The sequence below is a fragment of the Pseudodesulfovibrio halophilus DSM 5663 genome, assembly GCF_059568665.1.
This window is the reverse complement of record NZ_JCANTV010000015.1, coordinates 116630-134505: the sequence shown is the minus strand read 5'-3', so window position 1 is coordinate 134505 and position 17876 is coordinate 116630. Positions and strand designations below refer to the sequence as shown.

Genomic DNA, 17876 nt, shown 5'->3' with positions numbered 1-17876 from the left:
CTATTCGTGGGTAGTGTTATTGTCCAGAGACGTTGACAATCCCCATCTTCACAGCCGTCTTCCAGTTGATCTCGCCCTGAGTGGCAGTCAGCAGGACAACCTCATTGCCCACCTGTCGAGCCTCCAGGATACCTTCCCCAAGGTCAGCGTTCAGGATCGCCTCAGGGTTCACCTTGTCGAGGTCTGCCATGAACTCCCCGGCAAGGGCCTTGTATCCGGCGGTGGTGCGGCTTACGGCGTGGTCCATGATGGCCTTATGAAGCTCTCTGGGCTTGTTCTCCCGGACCCATTCAAAGCATTCGTCAGGGTCAATGCCCATATCAGAGACAGCCTTGTATGCCTGGGATTCAAACTGAGAGCGGAGGTTGCCCACGATCTCAGCCATTTCCCCCGGTTCCTTGCCCACCTGAGAGGCGGCACGACCGATGTAGTGTTCAAGGTCTTCGCCGGATGCAATGGTGTTCAATGCGCCCATGATGGTAGACTGATCGACCATGCTTCCGAGAGCGTGAAGCATCTTCTCGTTATCTTCGTCCAGAAGCTCCTCACGGCTTTCTTCCGGGTTCTCCTGATGGTTCTCCCCGGTAGAAGTCTCAGGAGCGTTCTGAGGGGATTCTGAGAACGTACCGTCAGGGTTTTGATGGAGCATACCAGCGACTACCAAATCCCCGACTCGTGCCTCTACGCCTCCCGGAAGGGTGACAAGGGAATCCTCGGTGATGCCACTCTGGTGCATGATCGGAGTGCCGGAGGAGGTACGGGCAGAGGTCAGGAAGTTGTCATTGGTGGCCTGGGAACGCTGATGGTCATCCCATACGTCACATTTGCAAGGGTCATCGTGGATGGTGATGTTCCCGGAAGAATCACAGGTCATGCCGTGTCCGTTGAAGCTGATGTCTCCGGTCCTGGGAGTGACAGGTTCTTTCGGGGCGTAGATGTTGGACATGCCTTCATCGTAGGTTTCGTAGTCGTACATGGTGTTTCTCCTGGTTATCGTGGGGGTTGAGGGTTGATGATGGGGAGTGCCGAATTTTCGGCCTACGTCATTCAGGGACTGCGCAATTTTGCGCACACCCCATTTAAAGGACTCCCCAAAATTGGGGGCATCTTGCGGGGACTGTCCATAATTGGACACTCCTCACACAGGGTCAGTGAAAGGTTCATCCATCCCTTGAAGTCTTCCTTGAAGTATCTGCCGCTCCTCCCGTTCCCGCTTGAGGATGTACCGGGAGACACGCAGGGCCAGGACTCCTATGCCCGAGTTGCATAGCTTCTCTGACAGGAAGTCCTTCACGCCTACCGTGATGCGGTCCTTGCGGTAGATGGTCTTGCCTTCCCATTCCTTGCGGGAGGACGGGAGGCGAAGGATACGGGTAACGAGGGAGTGTCGAAACTCTCGGTCGCTCCTGAATCGTCTGGGGTCATCCTCCTGCATGATGAACATGGCAATAATGACCGTCAGGATTTCGGAAGGAGTCACTCCGGCACTGCGGAGCTTGACCAGCCAGTTACTGACTCTGGGCCATGCGGCTTGGGATTTGTGGTTGATCTCATGCCATCGGGCTTTTGCCATGAGGTCGCCAAGCAAGACCCTGGCAGAGACAAGGGCAGAGTGGTTCTTGTTGGCCTCAGTAAACGCCTGGGCTTTTTTCAGATAAGGCTTGAGTTCTCCCTTGGTCACGGTCTTCCCCAAGGGATGCCCGGTATCCCTGTTCCTGTCATCATGGTAGCGGCAATACTGGGAGAAGTTTTTGCGGAACTCATAGCATCCTGGAATAGAGCAGTGTTCGGGATTGGCCTTCAGACGTGCAAGGCGTTTTCGGTCCTTTTCGTTCATGGTTATGCCTCCGCTTCTGTGGTTCATCCCAGTCTGTATTTGCCGTCCTTCCCTTTGGATGAGAAGCGTCCGTAGTTGCTCAAAGCCGAACTGCCGAGGGAAAGACCAGAAGCCAAGAGGCTCGGATTGTTCACAGGTGCCGGGGTGTACCTCTGGAAGCTCTTGCCTCTGTTCTGGGCCTCGCGACGGAAGCCCTTAATCTGGATGTCGTTCTGGACAGCGTCCATTTCCAGACTGTGCCTCATGGAGTCCCTGTACCGCGCTTCCTGCCTGTAGAAGTCGGCCATCAGGTTCTCAAACGAGACCCCAGCGGATTCACTGGAGGCCAAGGCAGTACCCGCCTTCTGGAGTCTTTCGATCTTGAGGTCCTGTATTTCCTCCGCTGTTGCCTCCCGTTTCTGCATGATTTCCATGTTGGCGGCAGCAGCTTGTTCTCGGTACGTCTGGTTGGCGATCTCGGCGTTCTGGAGCATGGCCCGTTGGTTCTCTTCAGCCATCCGTGCCTGATACTCGGCCTGTGCGTTCGCCTGTTCCTGCGACATCATGTAGTTCGCCCCGGCAGACGCCGCGCTCATCGCCATTGAAGCTACAAACATTTGAGTTGCCGTCATTGCTTCACACATGGGCGAATCCTCCTACTGATTCCATTCTTCGTCTTCGTAGGTGGGGAGGTCTGCGGCCATCTTCTCAAGAGCTTCCTGCATGGCAAAAGGGTCACGGAGAGCATCCTGAGTGATACCGTTGTCGCGGAGAAATTGCCGGACCACGTTGAGGAAGGATGCCTTCGGAGGTTCGTCTTCTGCTTTGAGCTGGGCAAGCATGGTGTCTCTGAGAGCGAACCAGAGTTCCTTGAGTTGGTCTTGTTCTGCTTTCTGCATTGCACTTTCCTCCAGTTATTTGATCGAGCTTTTTCCTCTCGACCCTGCAAGCATGAGGAACCTGATAAGTTCACGGTCTGACTCGTCGCCAGGCTTGAGGCTCTTGAGATGGTCGGAAAGAATGCTCAGAGAACGCCGAACGATGACGGAGGGCGACACGGAACGTCCGCCGAGCTTGTCACCGTACCAATTACGGATGAAGTCCAGATCTGCTTCAAGCTCCTGGGTGGTGCAGAAGGCGTACTTCCGGTTTCTGCCGGACCCTTTGAGGCGTACCTGGGGCTGGTTGTTTTCAATCTTCAATGCTTCATTGTGCTTGGTGTTTTTGGACATGGCGAAACTCCTGTATGTGGTGTTGAAAAGGTGAACATTCGATAAAAACAGGCAGGACAGCTCTGTTGAAGACTGCCCTGCCTAATGTCCCACGATGAAAAGGAGACGTAGGGACGAACGAAGGAGGAGGAAAGGAAGAGGGAGAGCAGGGAGGGAGAGGGCTTTCGTTCCTCGTCCTTCCTCCCTGTCTCCCATCATGTCTATGGTGGCCTATAGAGAACCTACAGGTTACTATAGGTTTCTATGATAAGGGGTTAGAGAAGAGGTAGGATAGGTAAACCTACAGATTACTACAGGTATCTACAGTATACCTATAGTATATCTATGTGTTTACCTTGGGAGGGGAGGGAAGGGTCTCCCCTTTCTTACTAGTGCGTCTTAATTATATTATATTGAAATTCTTACTGATTTATTCTTTGGGTATTGTTTAACTTCTGACCACCTGTCGAAAACGGTAGGAAGCCCCTTCCCGACAAACAAAGCCCCGATGAAGGGAACCTGGATGAAAACGGAATTGTGGGTGATCTCAAAGACGAAGCTCTTGACCTCAAACAGCATGATATACCTCCAGTTAAGATTGAAGTTTGGGTAAAGAGAACTGGAAACAGTATATGCCGGATTTAGAAGGTAAGGTCAATAGTTACAGTGTCATATGCAATCTTGCCAAGTGATGCCTTCGGTACGGAACAGGTACAGCTTGGCCTGGAGTTCAGGGCGAACCTTCTTGATCGTGAACAGCCAGCCATTGGCGTACTCGATGGGGAGCATGACTGCCGGGATGCGAGAGCCATCAGGACGCATCGTCACCATTTTGGTTACGGTGGTCGAGAGGACCGGATCAGCCATGATCTTTCTGTGTTGGACTTGCCACGCAATACCAAGCGCATCGCACACATGGCGCGGCGAGAAGTACGCCTTGTTGTCCTCGGTGACAGCCGCCAGGACACGTTCGCCTATATTTCGCTCATATTTTGCTTCTGACGCATTTTTCTGAGTCTCCCCTTGTCATCTATCGTTTGAAAAGGAAAAACTCCTTAGAATCAAAATATGGGCGTTTTATGACTTCAAGTGGTCAATCTCCAGACCAGGATAGCAAAGATTCTCAATGCCTTCCTTCAACCGCTTGAGGGGATACCCATTGCCGCCGTACTTGCGGCCTTCAGTGGTCGGAGCATGGCCCGTCAAAGCGTCACTGATTTCCTCCTGGACTCCACCTTCACGCAGGCCGTCTTTGAAGGCGTGGCGGAAACTGTGGAAGACCTTGAGCTTGTCAAAGCCTCCATGTTTCCTGGCGTATCTTCCCCACCATTTCGACCATGAGGCAGTACGTTTGTCACCGGAAGAGGCGAGGTAGGGGAACAGCCGGGTATGCCCATCTTTCCTGATCTCTTCGACGTAATCCAGAAAGCCAAGCTCGATGATCTTGGAGTGTATCGGTACACGGCGTTTTGAGCTTTCCGTCTTCCTGCGTTTCCCTTCGTCGAGGGTGGACATATCCAGATATTTGATGCCCTGGTCTTCCCGAATGTCGTTCAAGGTCAGTTGTCCGAGTTCCTCCAGACGTGCGCCAGTGTAGACCGCAAGCAGTGGCAACCATTTTGCCGCTTCTCCCGCTCCGGCCTGGGGCCTGTCGTTCCTGGTGTAGATCGGGAAGCGGAAAATGGTATTGAGGTCTTCGACGGAGTAGGGAAGACGTGCGGTTCTCTTCACCTTCATGGCCTTGACCTTCACGCCTGATGCCGGATTTGCCTCGATGTAGTCGTTTGCCTCTGCCCATCCAAGGACAGCCCCGATTGCTCCCAAGGCTCGATCATTCACTGTGCGAGGGGACATGACGGGCGTTTCAGGGTTTTTCCTCACATACTCAAGCAGTTGAGGAACAGTCATGTCCTTGAGCTTACCCACTCTCCGAGATGGATATTTGAGCATGGCGTCCTTGTAGTCGCGGACATGGCGTTTCGTGATCTGAGATACCGGAAGATCGCCGTGAAGCTCCACGAAGCGACGAACGTATGTCCCGAAATCCTTGACTGTTTTCTCCGGTCCTCCTGCCCGTATATGTTCGTCAGCCCACATTGCGTGAATACGGGAGATGGTAGGAGCGTCCTTGTCAGATTCCGTAGGTGTAGCAGTGACGGGGGAAGCGGGTTCTGGAGGTGTCTTGACCACTTTGCCTTCATGCCTTGCCTTGAGAGCTTCCAGGGTCTCCACCTTGGCTTTCAGAAGGGCATAGGCCAGTTGTTTATAGGCTTCGCTCCCCTTGGCAACCTTCATCCCGATTTCATCCAGGAGTTCGTCAAGGTCTCCAGAGATTTTGCTAAGATTTCCCGTTGCGAGGTGTTCCCTTGCCTCGACAAAGGCAGAGGTGATTGCATCGTACCATAACTGAAATTCTGTAGCAGAAAGGCCGCTAATGCGTGACTCTTCATCAGCCTTAAGGGCCTCATGCCGCCATATGGCCGTGATGCGTTCCACCTCGATCTCGGACAGTCTCTTGACCGCCTCAGCGTCCCTCTGGCGGCGTTTCTCGGCAAACTCCTGGTCGAGCTTCACAGACTCCATGTGAACACGTTGAAGGGCCTCCTGGCGGTCGCTTGTCTTGAGGCTAAAGAATATCTCTCGCTTGCCGTAGATGTCCTGTAGATCGACCGGAACCTTTGCGCGAAAATAGTAGTTCCGGCTCCCCTTCCGACGATGTAAACGAGTAGGTCTGGACAAGTCTTTCATGCCTCCCGGTGTAGCACCTTGGTGTAGCAGTTGGGAAGCAGAAAAGACAAAGCCCCCGGTCACTTTCAGTGATTCCGAGGGCTTAAAAAGCAAATGGCGGAGAGGGTGGGATTCGAACCCACGTACGGGGGATACCCGTAACTCGATTTCGAGTCGAGCGCGTTACGGCCGGACTTCGCTACCTCTCCGCATTTGGTGCGGCAATATGGCTAGTGCCGAATGGGATGCCGTTTATAAACGCTGTCGGCGTCGGATGCAAGTATGAATTTTAACGGCTTTTGCGACGGCTTCGGAAAAAACGTTGCAGGACCGAGGCGCACTCTTCTTCCATTATGCCGCCTATCTGCCAGAGGCGATGATTGGAGAAGCTCAGGGAGTGTCCTTCAAGGTTGGAAACCAGAGCGCCGCGCTTGGGGTCCGTTGCGCCGAAGACGACACCGGAAACCCGGGCGTGGAGGATGGCGCCCACGCACATGAGGCAGGGTTCGAGCGTCACAGCAAGGATGGTCCCGGGGAGCCTGTAGTTATTCAGCCCTGATGCGGCGCGGCGCAGACAGAGCACTTCGGCATGAGCTGTGGGGTCGTTGAGCGCGATGGGACCGTTATGTGCCGATGCGATCAACTCGCCGCTGGAATCGAAAAGCGCCGCGCCGATGGGAGCTTCCTCCGCATCGGCCGCGGCGTGTGCTTCGTGCAGGGCGACGTCCATGAGGGCTCGCCAGTTCATGCCCTCGGGAGGAACGGGCGCCGGACGCAACCTACTTCTCCTTCAGATACCGCACGCCGCCTTCGAGCAGGGCGGTGCCCAGAGTGCCCACGTCACCGCGCGTCCAGTGCGGGTGGTTCGTGGGATGGTTGAAGGCTTCCGGGTGCGGCATCAGGCCGAGAATGCGGCCGCTGGGGTCCGTTAGCCCGGCGATGCCAAGCGGAGAGCCGTTGGGATTGTAAGGATACTCCATGCTCACTTCGCCCGTCTCGGGATGAATGTATTGCAGGGCGATCTGCTGCGATTCGTTCAACTCGTCGAGGAGCTTCTCGTCTCTGGGGATTATCTTGCCTTCGCCATGACGTACCGGGACGTAGAGGGTGTCCATGTCCTTGGTGAAGACGCAGTGCGAATCCGGATTCGCCTTGAGCGTGACCCACCGATCTTCGTACTTGTTGGAGTCGTTGTAGGAAAGCGAGACCTGGCGTTCGAAATACCTACCGCCCACTGCGGGGAGCAGTCCCAGCTTGACCATGAGCTGGAAGCCGTTGCAGATGCCGAGGATGACACCTCCGGCGTCGAAGAACGCCTTGAGCTGGTCCAGAACCGGCTTGCCGTTTTCATCTTCGGACCAGCGCCAGCGGTGAGCCGCCGCCTGGGCCGCGCCCAGATCGTCCCCGTCGAGGAATCCGCCGGGAAAAATCAGGTAATTGAAGTCTTCCATGCGGACCAGACCGCGTGAAATATCGGAAAAGTGCACTATCGTGGCGTCGTCCGCCCCCGCCTTTTTGACGGAATGGGCGCATTCCTGTTCACAATTGGTGCCGTATCCGGTAATGACCAGTGCGTTGACGCGGGCCATGGATTCATCCTCCCGTATTGACATATCCGTGCGGCCCTGCAAAATACTCGTGGCCGCGTTGCTTGCCGACGTACATACGTGCGGGCGCGGCAGCAGTCAACAATCCGGGCAGGAGCCCGGTATCATTTTATTAAGTCAATAGGTTCAACCAAGGGGCAAACCGAAATCATGAAAACCAAGTTCATCTTCACAACGGGCGGCGTTCTCTCTTCTCTGGGCAAAGGCCTGGCTGCCGCTTCCATCGGCGCATTGCTGCAGGCTCGCGGGCTCAAGGCCACCATCCAGAAGCTCGACCCGTATATCAACGTCGACCCCGGGACGATGAACCCGTTCCAGCACGGTGAAGTGTACGTGACCGACGACGGCGCGGAGACCGACCTCGACCTCGGGCATTACGAGCGTTACCTCGACGTGCCCATGAGCCAGCGCAACAACTATACCTCCGGGTCCATCTACAATACCGTTATTCAGAAGGAGCGCCGCGGCGACTACCTCGGCGGCACGGTGCAGGTCATCCCCCACGTCACCAACCAGATCAAGGAATCCATCCTGAGCATGCCCCGCGACGAGGATGTGGCCCTCATCGAGATTGGCGGCACCGTCGGCGACATCGAAGGTCTGCCCTTTCTGGAGGCCATCCGCCAGCTGAAGAACGAGCTGGGCAAGGAAAACGTCCTCTACATCCACCTGACGCTCGTGCCTTACATGAGCGCGGCGGGCGAACTCAAGACCAAGCCGACCCAGCACTCCGTCAAGGAACTGCGCAGCATCGGCATCCAGCCGGATATCATCCTCTGTCGCTCCGAGGTGAATCTTGACGAAGACATCAAGCGCAAGATCGCCCTTTTCTGCGACGTGGACCGCGACGCGGTGTTCAGCGCCGTGGATGTGAAGAATATCTACGAAGTGCCGCTTTCCTTCTATGAGGAAGGGGTGGACCAGAAGATCGCCATTCTCCTCAAGCTCCCGGCCAAGAACGCCGTGCTGGAGCCGTGGGAGGAGCTGGTGGACAAGCTGCAGAATCCGAGCGGAACCGTCCGGATCGGCATCGTCGGCAAATACGTCGATCTCACCGAGGCATACAAGTCCCTGCATGAAGCCCTTGTGCACGGCGGCGTGGCCAACGAGGTGAAGGTGGAGCTGGAGTACGTCAACTCCGAGAAGATCACGCCCAAGAATTACGAGCGCAAGCTCAAGCACCTTGACGGCATCCTCGTCCCCGGCGGCTTCGGCTCCCGCGGCGTGGAAGGGAAGATTCTCTCCATCAAGTATGCCCGCGAGAACAAGGTCCCGTTCTTCGGCATCTGCCTCGGCATGCAGTGCGCCGTCATCGAGTTCGCCCGCAACGTGGCCGGGCTTGAGAGCGCCAACTCCGAAGAGTTCGATCAGACCGTGCAGAACAACGTCATCTACCTGATGACCGAGTGGTACGACTTCCGCACAAAAAAGACCGAAGTGCGCGACGAGAGCTCCGAGAAGGGCGGCACCATGCGTCTGGGCGCCTATCCCTGCAAGCTGCACAAGGACACCAACGCACACAAGGCTTACGGCGTCGCCAACATCGACGAGCGCCACCGCCATCGCTACGAATTCAACAACAAGTTCTCCGACGTCCTCAAGGAGAGCGGGCTCGTCCTCTCCGGCACCTCGCCGGACGGCGAACTGGTCGAGATCGTCGAAATCCCGGATCACCCGTGGTTCCTCGGCTGCCAGTTCCATCCCGAGTTCAAGTCCAATCCCATGCGTCCGCATCCCCTGTTCCGCGACTTCATCAAGGCCGCGAAGGAAAACAAGTCGGACGACTAGGAGCCTGATGGAATCCGCCAAGCTATACGAATCCTGCCGGTCCGGCCTGTTTTTCATGGCCGGACCGTGCGCGCTTGAGAGCCGGGAGCTGGCGCTCGATGTGGCCCGTCATCTGGCGGACATGGCGAAGCGCCTCGACCTGAACCTGATCTTCAAGAGCTCCTTCGACAAGGCCAACCGGACCTCGGTGACGAGCTTCCGAGGACCGGGCATGACGCGCGGGCTGGAGATACTGGCCGAGGTCAAGGAAACCACCGGACTGCCTGTGGTGACAGATGTCCACATGCCCGAGCAGGCTGCCGTGGTCGCCGAAGTGGCGGACGTCATTCAGGTGCCCGCCTTCCTGTGCCGCCAGACGGACCTTCTCGTGGCAGCCGGGGAGACGGATCGGATCGTCAACGTCAAAAAAGGGCAGTTCCTCGCCCCCTGGGACATGGACAACGTGGTCGGCAAGCTGCGTTCCACGGGCAACGAGAAGATATGGCTCACCGAGAGGGGCGCCATGCACGGGTACAACAACCTTGTGGTGGATTTTCGCTCCGTGCCGGAGATGCACGCCTTCGGCGTTCCCGTGGTGTTCGACGCCACCCACTCGGTGCAGAAACCGGGCGGTCAGGGCGCCAGTTCGGGCGGCAATCGCGAATATGTCCCGGTTCTGTCCCGCGCCGCCGTTGCCGCCGGCGTGGACGGAGTATTCATGGAAGTGCATCCCGATCCGGATAACGCGTTCTGCGATGGCCCCAACAGTTTGCATATTGATAGCGTGGAGCCGCTCGTCAGGCAGCTGCTCGCCGTCCGGGAGGCCGTTGCATGAGTCGCGCACAGGAGCTTGCCGCCAAGACGGAACTGCTCGTGCTTGACTGCGACGGCGTGCTGACCGACGGCGGTCTGTACTACGACGAGTCCGGCATGCGCATGAAGCGGTTCAACGTGCAGGATGGTCTGGGCATCAAGATAGCGCAGGCCGCCGGGCTTGAGGTCGCCGTCATCACCGGGCTGAACCAGCCGCCGGTGGAGCGCCGCATCAAGGAGCTGGGCATCCGGCATTACTATCCGGGTAATCATCACAAGGTGCCGCTTTTCGAAGAGATCTGCGAAAACGTCGGGGTCAGCACGCAGAACGCCGCCTTCATGGGCGACGACTGGGTGGACGCCGGGGTGATGGGGGTGGCCGGGTTCGCGCTTGCCGTTCCCAACGCCCAACCGGAAATCCTGAGCATGGCTGACTGGATATCCACGAAACGCGGCGGCGACGGGGCCGTTCGCGAGGCCATAACCTTCATTCTCAAGCACCGGGGTCTGCTCGAAGAACAGTGGAACAAGTGGGTGGGGTGACATGAAGCTTCGGCCGTTCCTGCTTTGGGGAGCGATCTTTTTCAGCGGGATCGTCTTCGGGTTCATCGTTAAGGAGTATGTCTCCCATTCCGAGCCCGAAAAACCTGCGTCCACCGACAAGCGGACCATGGAGGACAGCCCGCTGGTTTCCAGCGCGGAAATCAGCGCGGAGGACATTCTGCTTGAGCAGGGTAGCGGAGGTGCCCTCGACTGGAGGTTGCAGGCACGCAAGGCCGCCTACGATCAGGACAAGGGGCTCGTTGTCGTCGAGCGTCCGCAGCTCACCGCCTATTTCGGCGATGACAGGCAGGAAGTATACGTGCGTGCCGACAGCGGAGAAGTGGACCAACAGAACGACAATCTCACGCTCTACGACAACGTGGACGGCCGTTTCGGCATGTTTACCGTGCAGGCCAAGAACTTCGACTATGTCGGGGCCATCGATAAGGTCGTCATCAAGGGCGGTGTTTCCGTGACCCGGCCAGACCTGAAGGTGAAGGCCCCCGCCGTCGAAATAGATCTCCTCTCACGGCGGATGGTGGCCGCTGGTGGCGTCGAAGCGGTCGTGAGTACCAGCGCGGTCGGCTCTGACAGGGCTGACGAACAAGCGGAGCAGTAAAATGATTTTCAATCGAGTCTTGTATTTCATGGTGGCGGCGCTGTTTGTGGCTCTCCCTGCGACCGATGCCTTCTCCCAGCAGCGCGGTGAACTGCGTGAGACTTCCGTGAATCTGAACGTTCGCGAGGCCAGAAGTCCCGGTGCCGAGCATGTTCGCACCCTCATGAAAGGCGATCGCGTCCGTGTGGGATACCCGCAGGATGGCTGGGTGGCCGTCTTTGAACCCGGTGCCTCTGAATTCCCCGAGTCTGCGGCTATCGGCTATGCCAACGCCAAGTATCTCGAAAAAATTCCCGACCCGCGCGAGTCTGCTGAAAACAAGGCCGAGGCGCCTGAGGGAGTGGAGCCGGCCGAAGGCGTCGGGCAGGTCGTTTCCGACATTCAGGACGTTCCGCCCAAGCCGCGGCAGGCACCCACCGGCGTCCCCGTCAAGGTCAACGCGGACCGCATGACCTACGACGAGCAGGGCAAGGTCGTGGCCTTCGAGGGAAACGTCGTTGCCAAGCATGAAGGGCTCACGCTTACCGCCGACAAGGTCTCCGCCTTTTTTGTCACGGGTGACAAGCGGTTCGATGTGAAAGGTATTGATCGCATCATTGCCACCGGGAATGTCCACGCGGAGAAGGGGAACACTTCCGGTGACTGCGGCAAGCTGACCTATCTGGTCGAGCCGCGGATTCTGGTCATGGAGCAGGACCCGGTCCTGCGCGACGGCCCCAACAGCATCACCGGCGACAAGATTCGTTTTTATGTTCGGGAAAACCGCAGTGAGGTGGTCGGCGGCGAAGGCAAGCGCGTCGAAGCCGAGTTCTTCACCAACAGCGGTCTGGAGATTCAGTAGATGGAAAAGGGCCTCTCCGCCTCCGATCTCAGCAAACGTTACGGTCGCAAGGAAGTCGTTCACAGCATTCGCCTGTCGCTCGGCCGCGAGGAAGTCGTCGGACTGCTCGGGCCCAACGGCGCGGGCAAGACCACGACGTTCTACATGCTCGCCGGGATCGTCAAGCCGTATTCGGGAGACGTCTATCTCAACGGCAGGAATATCACAGACCTTCCGTTGCACGAACGGGCGCGGCTCGGCGTGAGTTATCTGCCGCAGGAAAGCTCCATCTTCCGCAAACTGACGGTTCGCGAGAATCTGCAGATAATCCTTGAGCAGACGGATATGACGCCGCGCCAGCAGCGCGACCGCGCCGATGAGCTTATGGAGATGTTCTCCATAACCAAGCTCGCGGATCAGGCTTCCATGTACCTCTCCGGCGGGGAAAGGCGCAGGCTGGAAATAGCCCGGGCGCTTATCATGAGTCCGGATTTCATTCTTCTCGACGAGCCGTTCGCCGGCATCGACCCCATCGCTGTCATTGATATTCAGGAAATCATCTCCGTGCTCAAGAGTATGGGCATCGGGATTCTCATCTCTGACCACAATGTCCGGGAAACTTTGAATATCTGCGACAGAGCCTACCTTGTGTACGAGGGCACCATCATCCTCGACGGCACGCCTGCCGACATCGTGCAGAGCTCCCGGGCCCGGCAGATCTATCTGGGCGAAGACTTCTCTCTCTAGTTTTTTTCGAGAGTTCCACCCTTTGGTCGTTTACAGTCGCCCGGAAGGTTGGTACAGTTTTTTCATGCTCATTGTGTTGTGTGTGTAAAATCAACATTTGCAGTTGGTTATCCGGTCTTTCTTGCGGTAGTGGAAAGCATGTGGCATACTTCAACACAAGTGATTCGGGTTGTGTACCCCGAGCAAATGACCAATTTTATGTCGAGAACCGGGTGGGACGCCCGCATGAATAGAGAAACCGTATGGGGCTTGAACTCAGGCAACAACTCAAGCTGACGCAGCAGCTGGTCATGACGCCGCAGTTGCAGCAGGCAATCAAGCTGCTGCAGATGTCGCGTCTCGAGCTGGTTGAAACGGTTCAGCAGGAGCTTCTTGAAAATCCTTTTCTGGAGGAATCCGAAAACGAGGCCGTTCAGGAGGCTCCGGAAAAGGAGTCGGACTCCCTCAAGGAAGCGGGCGAGGGGACCGATGAATCCGTCATGCGTGACGCGGACTGGGACAACTACATGGGCGAGTTCTCCAGCTCTTCCAAGCAGTCGCAGGTCCGCGAATACGAGTCCCCGGAAGAGGGCCTGACTTTTGAGGCCCGTCTCGCGTCTAAGCCTTCCCTTGAAGGGCACCTCGGCTGGCAGATCCGTCTCTCCGACTTCTCGGAGCAGGAGGTCGCCATTACCGATGTAATCATAGGCAACCTTGACTCCAACGGTTATCTTCAGGCCAGCATGGAAGAGCTCTGCGAGATGATTCCCGGTGTCGACGAGGATCTCGTCGAGTCCGTGGTCAGGCGCATCCAGCGTCTCGACCCTGTCGGCGTTGCGGCCCGTACTCCGCGTGAATGTCTGCTTGTGCAGATGGAGATGCTCGGCATCGACGATCCCATTCTTGTGTCGATAGTCACCGAACACCTTGAGGACATCGAAAAGAACCGCTTCAAGCCGCTTGCCCGAAAGTTCAAGATTTCTCTGGAAGAGCTCAAGGGGTATCTTGAAGAGCTTCAGAAGCTCGACCCCATGCCTGGCGCCAATTTTTCGAGTACCGAGCCGCACTACGTCAGCCCCGACGTGTATGTTTACAGCTACGGGGACGATTTCGTGATCGTGCTCAACGAGGACGGTCTGCCGCGTTTGCAGATGAACCAGTTCCTCGCCGACACCGTGCAGGGAAGGGCGGATCTGGACAAGGACTATTTCCGCGACAAGATGAGCTCCGCGGCATGGCTGATGAAGAGCCTGTACCAGCGCCAGCGCACGCTCTACAAGGTCATGGAGAGCATCGTGAAGTTTCAGCGCGAATTCTTCGTGGAGGGCGTGACCAAGCTCAAGCCCCTGATCCTCAAGGAGGTCGCCGAAGACATAAACATGCACGAGTCCACGGTCAGCCGCATCACGACGAGCAAGTACGTGTCCACACCGCACGGCATTTTCGAGCTCAAATTCTTTTTCAACAGTGCTCTCGACCTCGGCGACGGTTCGCAGGTCGGGTCGGAAAGCGTCAAGGCGCTCATAAAGAAACTCATAAGCGAGGAGGAGCCGAAAAAACCGCTCAGCGACGAAAAGATCGGCGAGATACTCAAGGAGCGGCTGGACGTGAACATCGCCCGCAGGACCGTGGCAAAGTACCGGTCCGCCATGGGGATTGCATCATCGTCCAAGCGCAAGAGCTATTTTTAGTCAAGGCTTGTTCACTACCCATAACCAGGAGGGTATTCCATGAATATCAGCTTCACCTTCAAGAACTTCGATCCTTCTCAGCATCTGCGGGATTATGCCAACAAGCGCTTCGCCAAGCTCGGCAAGTTCTTCAAGGACACCGACAATGCGGATCTTCAGGTGAACCTCATGGTGGAGAAGCTCCGTCACAAGGCGGACGTCATCCTGGATGCGGACACCATGCACCTGACGGCGATCGAGTCCTCCGAGGACATGTACGCCACCATTGATCTGGTGCTGGACAAGCTTGAGGCGCAGCTTCGCAAGCAGCGCGAGAAGATGAAGGGCAAGACCAGAAAGGTCCGTCAGGAACGGGAGGTTCGCATGAACTACCTGAACTATGGCGAAGACCGTCTTTCCGAGCCCACCATTGTGGGAACGGACAGCTACGTGCCCAAGCCCATGTCCGTGGACGAGGCTGCCATGCAGCTTGACACCATGGATCATGAGTTCCTCGTCTTCAGGAATAGCGAAACCGAGGGCGTCAACGTCATCTACAAGCGCGACAACGGAGACTTCGGCCTCATCGATCCCGGATTCTGATCAATGAAACTTGGTGACTACCTTGAAAAGGACCTGATTCTCTCCGACATGGCCTCGGCCGACAAGGCCGGGGCCCTCGGAGAGCTTGTCGTTCCCTTGCAGGAACGCTTCCCGGACATGGATGCCGACAATGTCCTGCGCGTTCTCAAGGAGCGCGAGGAGCTCGGCACCACAGGCATCGGCGACGGCGTCGCCATTCCACACGGAAAGCTGGACTCTCTGGAACAGATCGCCGTTGTGGCAGGCCGAAGCCGGGAAGGGCTCGACTTCGAGTCGCTCGACTTCAAGCCGTGTCATATATTCTTTCTGGTGCTCGCTCCTGAACAGGTCGCGGGGATGCATCTGCGCATTCTGGCGCACATCTCGCGGCTTTTGAAGGACGACTCCTTCCGCAAGGCCTTCATGGAGGCGGAGGGACAGGATGAACTCTGGAAACTGCTCAAGAGCGCATAACCCGCCATGACACCACGCAACGCCTTCACGGTCATCATTGTAACCGGCCTTTCAGGGGCGGGGAAGAGTACCGCCATCCGGGTCTTTGAAGACCTCGGCTTTTTCTGCGTGGACGGGCTGCCGGTGAGCATGGCACCCAAGCTCGCGGAGCTCTTTCGGCAGAAGGATGACCCCCGGCAGCGCGGGCTGGTGCTCGGACTGGACCTGCGTCAGGACGACTTTCTCGAAGAGTGGAACGAGGCGCTGGAGTCCATGGACAGCATGGGCGCCCGCGTCGAAATCTTTTTCGTGGAGGCTCGTCTCGAAACGCTCGTGACGCGCTATGCCATGACTCGTCGTCCGCATCCGCTGGAGAGTGCCAGCCTCGGACTGGAGCAGGCTCTTGAGAAGGAACGTGATCTGTTGGACCCGATCCGCAAGCAGGCGGCCCTTGCCATCGACTCCACCCAGTACTCGGTGCACGACTTGCGCCGGGTTATTCAGGAAAAATGGACCACGGTGCAGGAGCCGGGCAGGGGGATGCGCGTCCACGTGCTGTCCTTCGGCTTCAAGTACGGAATGCCGATTGAGGCGGACCTCGTGTTCGACATGCGCTTTCTGCCCAATCCCTATTTCGACGCGGACCTCAAGGCCGGCTCCGGAAAGGATGCCGACGTGGCCGAGTTCGTGCTCGGCAGAGAGCCCGGGAGCGAATTCATCGGCAGGTTCAGGAATTTCATCGACTACATCCTCCCTCTTTACGCTGACGAGGGGCGCTACAGGATAACCATCGCCATCGGTTGCACCGGCGGCAGGCACCGCTCCGTGGCCGTGGCCGAGAATCTTTTCGCCAATCTGAAGGATAACGGATACTCCGTGACTCTGGAACATCGACACATGGAACTTGGGTAGGCACTCATGGCTGAGAGCGAACAGGAAATCGGCGCGGGCGTCCTTGTGGTGACGCACGGAGCTTTTGGAGAGGAACTCATCAAGGCGGCCGAGACCGTGCTCGGTCCTCAGGAGCGGGCCGAGTCCGTGGGCGTCGACGTCGACCGTGGCGTGGACAAGACCGTCGAGGCTATTCGGGAAGCCATCCAGCGCACCTCCGACAAGCGCGGCACCATCATTCTGACAGACCTTTTCGGCGGTTCCCCGACAACGCTGAGCCTGTCCCTGCTCAAGTCGGAAAAGGTCGAGGTTGTCACCGGCGTCAACCTGCCTATGCTCGTCAAGGCGCTCCAATCGCGCCAGAAGCCGCTTGCGGAGATCGCCTCTGATGCGGCCGAGGCCGGGCGGCAGGGCATCAAGGTGGCCGGTGCGCTGCTCAATGCCAAGCCGGGCTCCAAGAAGGGGAAGCACTAGATGGCGCTTATTCGCATCGACAGCCGCCTCATCCACGGTCAGGTCATAGAGTCGTGGCTGCCGTATACCGGGGCAACGGTGATCGTGGTGGCCAACGACGAACTTTCCGCCGACATCATGCAGCAGCAGATCATGTCCCTCGCCATCCCCGGTGGCGTGGAATGTCTCTTCGTGCAACTCGATGACCTCGAAGCGCAGCTTTCCGAGTTGGACAAGGAGGATGTCCTTGTGCTTGTCTCCAACTGCGCCGATGCGCGGCGCGCCTATGATCTCGGCTGGTCGTACGATGATCTGAACATTGGAAACGTGCATTACAGCCCCGGTAAAAAGCAGTTTTCTCCAAGCGTTTCACTTTCTTCGGAAGAAGAGGGCTGTCTGCGCTACCTTTACAAAAAGGGCGTCGTGCTCGACTTTCGGTGCGTGCCCAATGATCCGGTACAGGTGAGGTTCCCCGCATGATCGCATCGCCGTACATCTGGTTTGCCGTCGTCGCTTTTTTTTTGCGCTCTTCGCGCTTTTCAGAAGCACCGTAAGCATCGGGCTGCTTGAGCGGCCGCTTGTCATCGGGCTTTTCTGGGCTCTCGTTACCGGACATTTCGAAACATGCATGGCCATTGCCATATTTTTTGAACTGTTCTGGCTGGACCTGCTTCCCGTGGGGGCATACATCCCTCCGCATCTCACCGCCGCCGCCTTTGCCTCTCTCGCCATCGTCAGCTGGTTCGAAATGGTGGACCCGTCAAGAATCATGGTGGTTCTGTTTGCCTCCATGCCGCTTGCGTGGTTGGGTGCACAGCTTGAGGGTGTCCAGCGAATGCGAGAAAAGAAAAGTTACAACAAGCTGCTCAATTGGTCGCGCAAACCTGTTCATCACGGCCTGCCGGGCCAACTGATTCTTCGCTCGGCCATGACGCATTTTATAACGGCATTTGTTCTGTTCTATGTCATACTCATTGGATATACTTGGGTTTTCGAGATGATCCTGCCGCGCATTGGCGGTCTGCTCTCTTCGCTGAAGGTCCAATGGGCGCATCTGCTTATTGCCGCGACCCTCGGAGGGGTCATGGCATTACGTGTAAGGCGCGCATATGCTGTACTTTTTGCCTGTGCGGCGCTTGTGCTCTTTTTCTCATTCCGCCATGCTTTCTGACTTGGCA

The 17876-nt window shown here is 57.2% G+C and carries 22 protein-coding genes and 1 tRNA gene; 13 read left to right on the top strand and 10 right to left on the bottom strand.

All coding sequences use genetic code 11. The features are described from left to right. Positions 1–16: 16 nt before the first annotated feature. The 10 genes from BR24_RS15150 to BR24_RS15105 all read right to left on the bottom strand — a co-directional run bounded on the left by BR24_RS15150 (position 17) and on the right by BR24_RS15105 (position 7343). Positions 17–976 (bottom strand): hypothetical protein, encoded by a 960-nt coding sequence (locus BR24_RS15150; protein ID WP_496542313.1) that lies wholly within the window; start codon positions 974–976, stop codon positions 17–19. A 162-nt stretch (positions 977–1138) separates the two neighbouring features. Beyond that, positions 1139–1837, bottom strand: a complete 699-nt coding sequence (locus BR24_RS15145) for a hypothetical protein (RefSeq protein WP_496542312.1) — start codon at positions 1835–1837, stop codon at positions 1139–1141. A 23-nt stretch (positions 1838–1860) separates the two neighbouring features. Beyond that, positions 1861–2448 carry a virion core protein, T7 gp14 family gene (locus BR24_RS15140; RefSeq protein ID WP_496542374.1) on the bottom strand — a complete coding sequence of 196 codons (588 nt, stop codon included), beginning with the start codon at positions 2446–2448 and terminating at the stop codon, positions 1861–1863. Between the two features lie 24 nt (positions 2449–2472). Then, complete coding sequence (locus tag BR24_RS15135; protein ID WP_496542311.1) at positions 2473–2715, bottom strand: DNA packaging protein; 243 nt, start codon at positions 2713–2715, stop codon at positions 2473–2475. Between the two features lie 15 nt (positions 2716–2730). Next, complete coding sequence (locus BR24_RS15130) at positions 2731–3048, bottom strand: hypothetical protein (RefSeq protein ID WP_496542310.1); 318 nt, start codon at positions 3046–3048, stop codon at positions 2731–2733. Between the two features lie 648 nt (positions 3049–3696). Then, a complete protein-coding gene (locus tag BR24_RS15125) occupies positions 3697–3990 on the bottom strand; it encodes a phage antirepressor N-terminal domain-containing protein (protein WP_496542373.1) in 294 nt (97 codons plus the stop codon). A gap of 114 nt (positions 3991–4104) precedes the next feature. Continuing rightward, complete coding sequence (locus BR24_RS15120) at positions 4105–5775, bottom strand: DUF6538 domain-containing protein (protein ID WP_496542309.1); 1671 nt, start codon at positions 5773–5775, stop codon at positions 4105–4107. A gap of 94 nt (positions 5776–5869) precedes the next feature. Further along, positions 5870–5963 (bottom strand) — tRNA-Ser (locus tag BR24_RS15115). Positions 5964–6043: 80 nt separating this feature from the next. Then, entirely contained in the window at positions 6044–6502 is a 459-nt protein-coding gene (locus BR24_RS15110) for a nucleoside deaminase (RefSeq protein ID WP_496542308.1), read from the bottom strand. 31 nt (positions 6503–6533) lie between these two features. Then, positions 6534–7343 (bottom strand): phosphoribosylformylglycinamidine synthase subunit PurQ, encoded by an 810-nt coding sequence (locus tag BR24_RS15105; protein WP_496542372.1) that lies wholly within the window; start codon positions 7341–7343, stop codon positions 6534–6536. Between the two features lie 168 nt (positions 7344–7511). On the opposite strand from BR24_RS15105, the gene pyrG reads away from it, so the two are divergent. The 13 genes from pyrG to BR24_RS15040 all read left to right on the top strand — a co-directional run bounded on the left by pyrG (position 7512) and on the right by BR24_RS15040 (position 17869). Further along, positions 7512–9149 carry a CTP synthase gene (pyrG, locus tag BR24_RS15100; RefSeq protein ID WP_496542307.1) on the top strand — a complete coding sequence of 546 codons (1638 nt, stop codon included), beginning with the start codon at positions 7512–7514 and terminating at the stop codon, positions 9147–9149. Between the two features lie 7 nt (positions 9150–9156). Next, a complete protein-coding gene (gene kdsA / locus BR24_RS15095; protein ID WP_496542306.1) occupies positions 9157–9963 on the top strand; it encodes a 3-deoxy-8-phosphooctulonate synthase in 807 nt (268 codons plus the stop codon). Beyond that, positions 9960–10484 (top strand): KdsC family phosphatase, encoded by a 525-nt coding sequence (locus BR24_RS15090; RefSeq protein ID WP_496542305.1) that lies wholly within the window; start codon positions 9960–9962, stop codon positions 10482–10484. Before kdsA ends, BR24_RS15090 begins: the two co-directional genes overlap by 4 nt. A 1-nt stretch (position 10485) precedes the next feature. Continuing rightward, the gene (gene lptC / locus BR24_RS15085; protein ID WP_496542304.1) at positions 10486–11103 is read left to right on the top strand and encodes an LPS export ABC transporter periplasmic protein LptC; all 618 of its coding nucleotides are present in this window, start codon (positions 10486–10488) and stop codon (positions 11101–11103) included. Position 11104: 1 nt separating this feature from the next. After that, positions 11105–11944: an LptA/OstA family protein gene (locus tag BR24_RS15080; protein WP_496542303.1), complete on the top strand. Its 840-nt coding sequence runs from the start codon at positions 11105–11107 to the stop codon at positions 11942–11944. Further along, positions 11945–12670: an LPS export ABC transporter ATP-binding protein gene (gene lptB, locus BR24_RS15075; RefSeq protein ID WP_496542302.1), complete on the top strand. Its 726-nt coding sequence runs from the start codon at positions 11945–11947 to the stop codon at positions 12668–12670. Between the two features lie 242 nt (positions 12671–12912). Beyond that, entirely contained in the window at positions 12913–14340 is a 1428-nt protein-coding gene (gene rpoN / locus BR24_RS15070; RefSeq protein ID WP_496542301.1) for an RNA polymerase factor sigma-54, read from the top strand. 39 nt (positions 14341–14379) lie between these two features. Continuing rightward, complete coding sequence (gene hpf, locus BR24_RS15065) at positions 14380–14922, top strand: ribosome hibernation-promoting factor, HPF/YfiA family (RefSeq protein ID WP_496542300.1); 543 nt, start codon at positions 14380–14382, stop codon at positions 14920–14922. Between the two features lie 3 nt (positions 14923–14925). Next, positions 14926–15375: a PTS sugar transporter subunit IIA gene (locus BR24_RS15060; protein ID WP_496542299.1), complete on the top strand. Its 450-nt coding sequence runs from the start codon at positions 14926–14928 to the stop codon at positions 15373–15375. A gap of 6 nt (positions 15376–15381) precedes the next feature. Beyond that, positions 15382–16266, top strand: coding sequence for an RNase adapter RapZ (gene rapZ, locus BR24_RS15055; protein WP_496542298.1), 885 nt, complete (start codon positions 15382–15384; stop codon positions 16264–16266). 6 nt (positions 16267–16272) lie between these two features. Beyond that, positions 16273–16719: a PTS sugar transporter subunit IIA gene (locus tag BR24_RS15050; RefSeq protein WP_496542297.1), complete on the top strand. Its 447-nt coding sequence runs from the start codon at positions 16273–16275 to the stop codon at positions 16717–16719. Next, positions 16720–17178: a PTS sugar transporter subunit IIB gene (locus BR24_RS15045; protein WP_496542296.1), complete on the top strand. Its 459-nt coding sequence runs from the start codon at positions 16720–16722 to the stop codon at positions 17176–17178. A gap of 4 nt (positions 17179–17182) precedes the next feature. Next, positions 17183–17869 carry a PTS sugar transporter subunit IIC gene (locus BR24_RS15040; RefSeq protein WP_496542371.1) on the top strand — a complete coding sequence of 229 codons (687 nt, stop codon included), beginning with the start codon at positions 17183–17185 and terminating at the stop codon, positions 17867–17869. Positions 17870–17876: the final 7 nt, after the last annotated feature.

Bases quoted from the DNA above. Each gene is read 5' to 3' on its own strand.
- BR24_RS15145 (WP_496542312.1), bottom strand. From the start codon at position 1,837: ATGAACGAAAAGGACCGAAAACGCCTTGCACGTCTGAAGGCCAATCCC.
- BR24_RS15060 (WP_496542299.1), top strand. From the start codon at position 14,926: ATGAAACTTGGTGACTACCTTGAAAAGGACCTGATTCTCTCCGACATG.
- BR24_RS15080 (WP_496542303.1), top strand. From the start codon at position 11,105: ATGATTTTCAATCGAGTCTTGTATTTCATGGTGGCGGCGCTGTTTGTG.
- BR24_RS15120 (WP_496542309.1), bottom strand. From the start codon at position 5,775: ATGAAAGACTTGTCCAGACCTACTCGTTTACATCGTCGGAAGGGGAGC.
- BR24_RS15105 (WP_496542372.1), bottom strand. From the start codon at position 7,343: ATGGCCCGCGTCAACGCACTGGTCATTACCGGATACGGCACCAATTGT.
- BR24_RS15150 (WP_496542313.1), bottom strand. From the start codon at position 976: ATGTACGACTACGAAACCTACGATGAAGGCATGTCCAACATCTACGCC.
- BR24_RS15050 (WP_496542297.1), top strand. From the start codon at position 16,273: ATGGCTGAGAGCGAACAGGAAATCGGCGCGGGCGTCCTTGTGGTGACG.
- pyrG (WP_496542307.1), top strand. From the start codon at position 7,512: ATGAAAACCAAGTTCATCTTCACAACGGGCGGCGTTCTCTCTTCTCTG.
- BR24_RS15135 (WP_496542311.1), bottom strand. From the start codon at position 2,715: ATGCAGAAAGCAGAACAAGACCAACTCAAGGAACTCTGGTTCGCTCTC.
- BR24_RS15045 (WP_496542296.1), top strand. From the start codon at position 16,720: ATGGCGCTTATTCGCATCGACAGCCGCCTCATCCACGGTCAGGTCATA.
- lptC (WP_496542304.1), top strand. From the start codon at position 10,486: ATGAAGCTTCGGCCGTTCCTGCTTTGGGGAGCGATCTTTTTCAGCGGG.
- kdsA (WP_496542306.1), top strand. From the start codon at position 9,157: ATGGAATCCGCCAAGCTATACGAATCCTGCCGGTCCGGCCTGTTTTTC.
- BR24_RS15140 (WP_496542374.1), bottom strand. From the start codon at position 2,448: ATGACGGCAACTCAAATGTTTGTAGCTTCAATGGCGATGAGCGCGGCG.
- BR24_RS15090 (WP_496542305.1), top strand. From the start codon at position 9,960: ATGAGTCGCGCACAGGAGCTTGCCGCCAAGACGGAACTGCTCGTGCTT.
- rapZ (WP_496542298.1), top strand. From the start codon at position 15,382: ATGACACCACGCAACGCCTTCACGGTCATCATTGTAACCGGCCTTTCA.
- BR24_RS15130 (WP_496542310.1), bottom strand. From the start codon at position 3,048: ATGTCCAAAAACACCAAGCACAATGAAGCATTGAAGATTGAAAACAAC.
- hpf (WP_496542300.1), top strand. From the start codon at position 14,380: ATGAATATCAGCTTCACCTTCAAGAACTTCGATCCTTCTCAGCATCTG.
- BR24_RS15110 (WP_496542308.1), bottom strand. From the start codon at position 6,502: ATGAACTGGCGAGCCCTCATGGACGTCGCCCTGCACGAAGCACACGCC.
- rpoN (WP_496542301.1), top strand. From the start codon at position 12,913: ATGGGGCTTGAACTCAGGCAACAACTCAAGCTGACGCAGCAGCTGGTC.
- lptB (WP_496542302.1), top strand. From the start codon at position 11,945: ATGGAAAAGGGCCTCTCCGCCTCCGATCTCAGCAAACGTTACGGTCGC.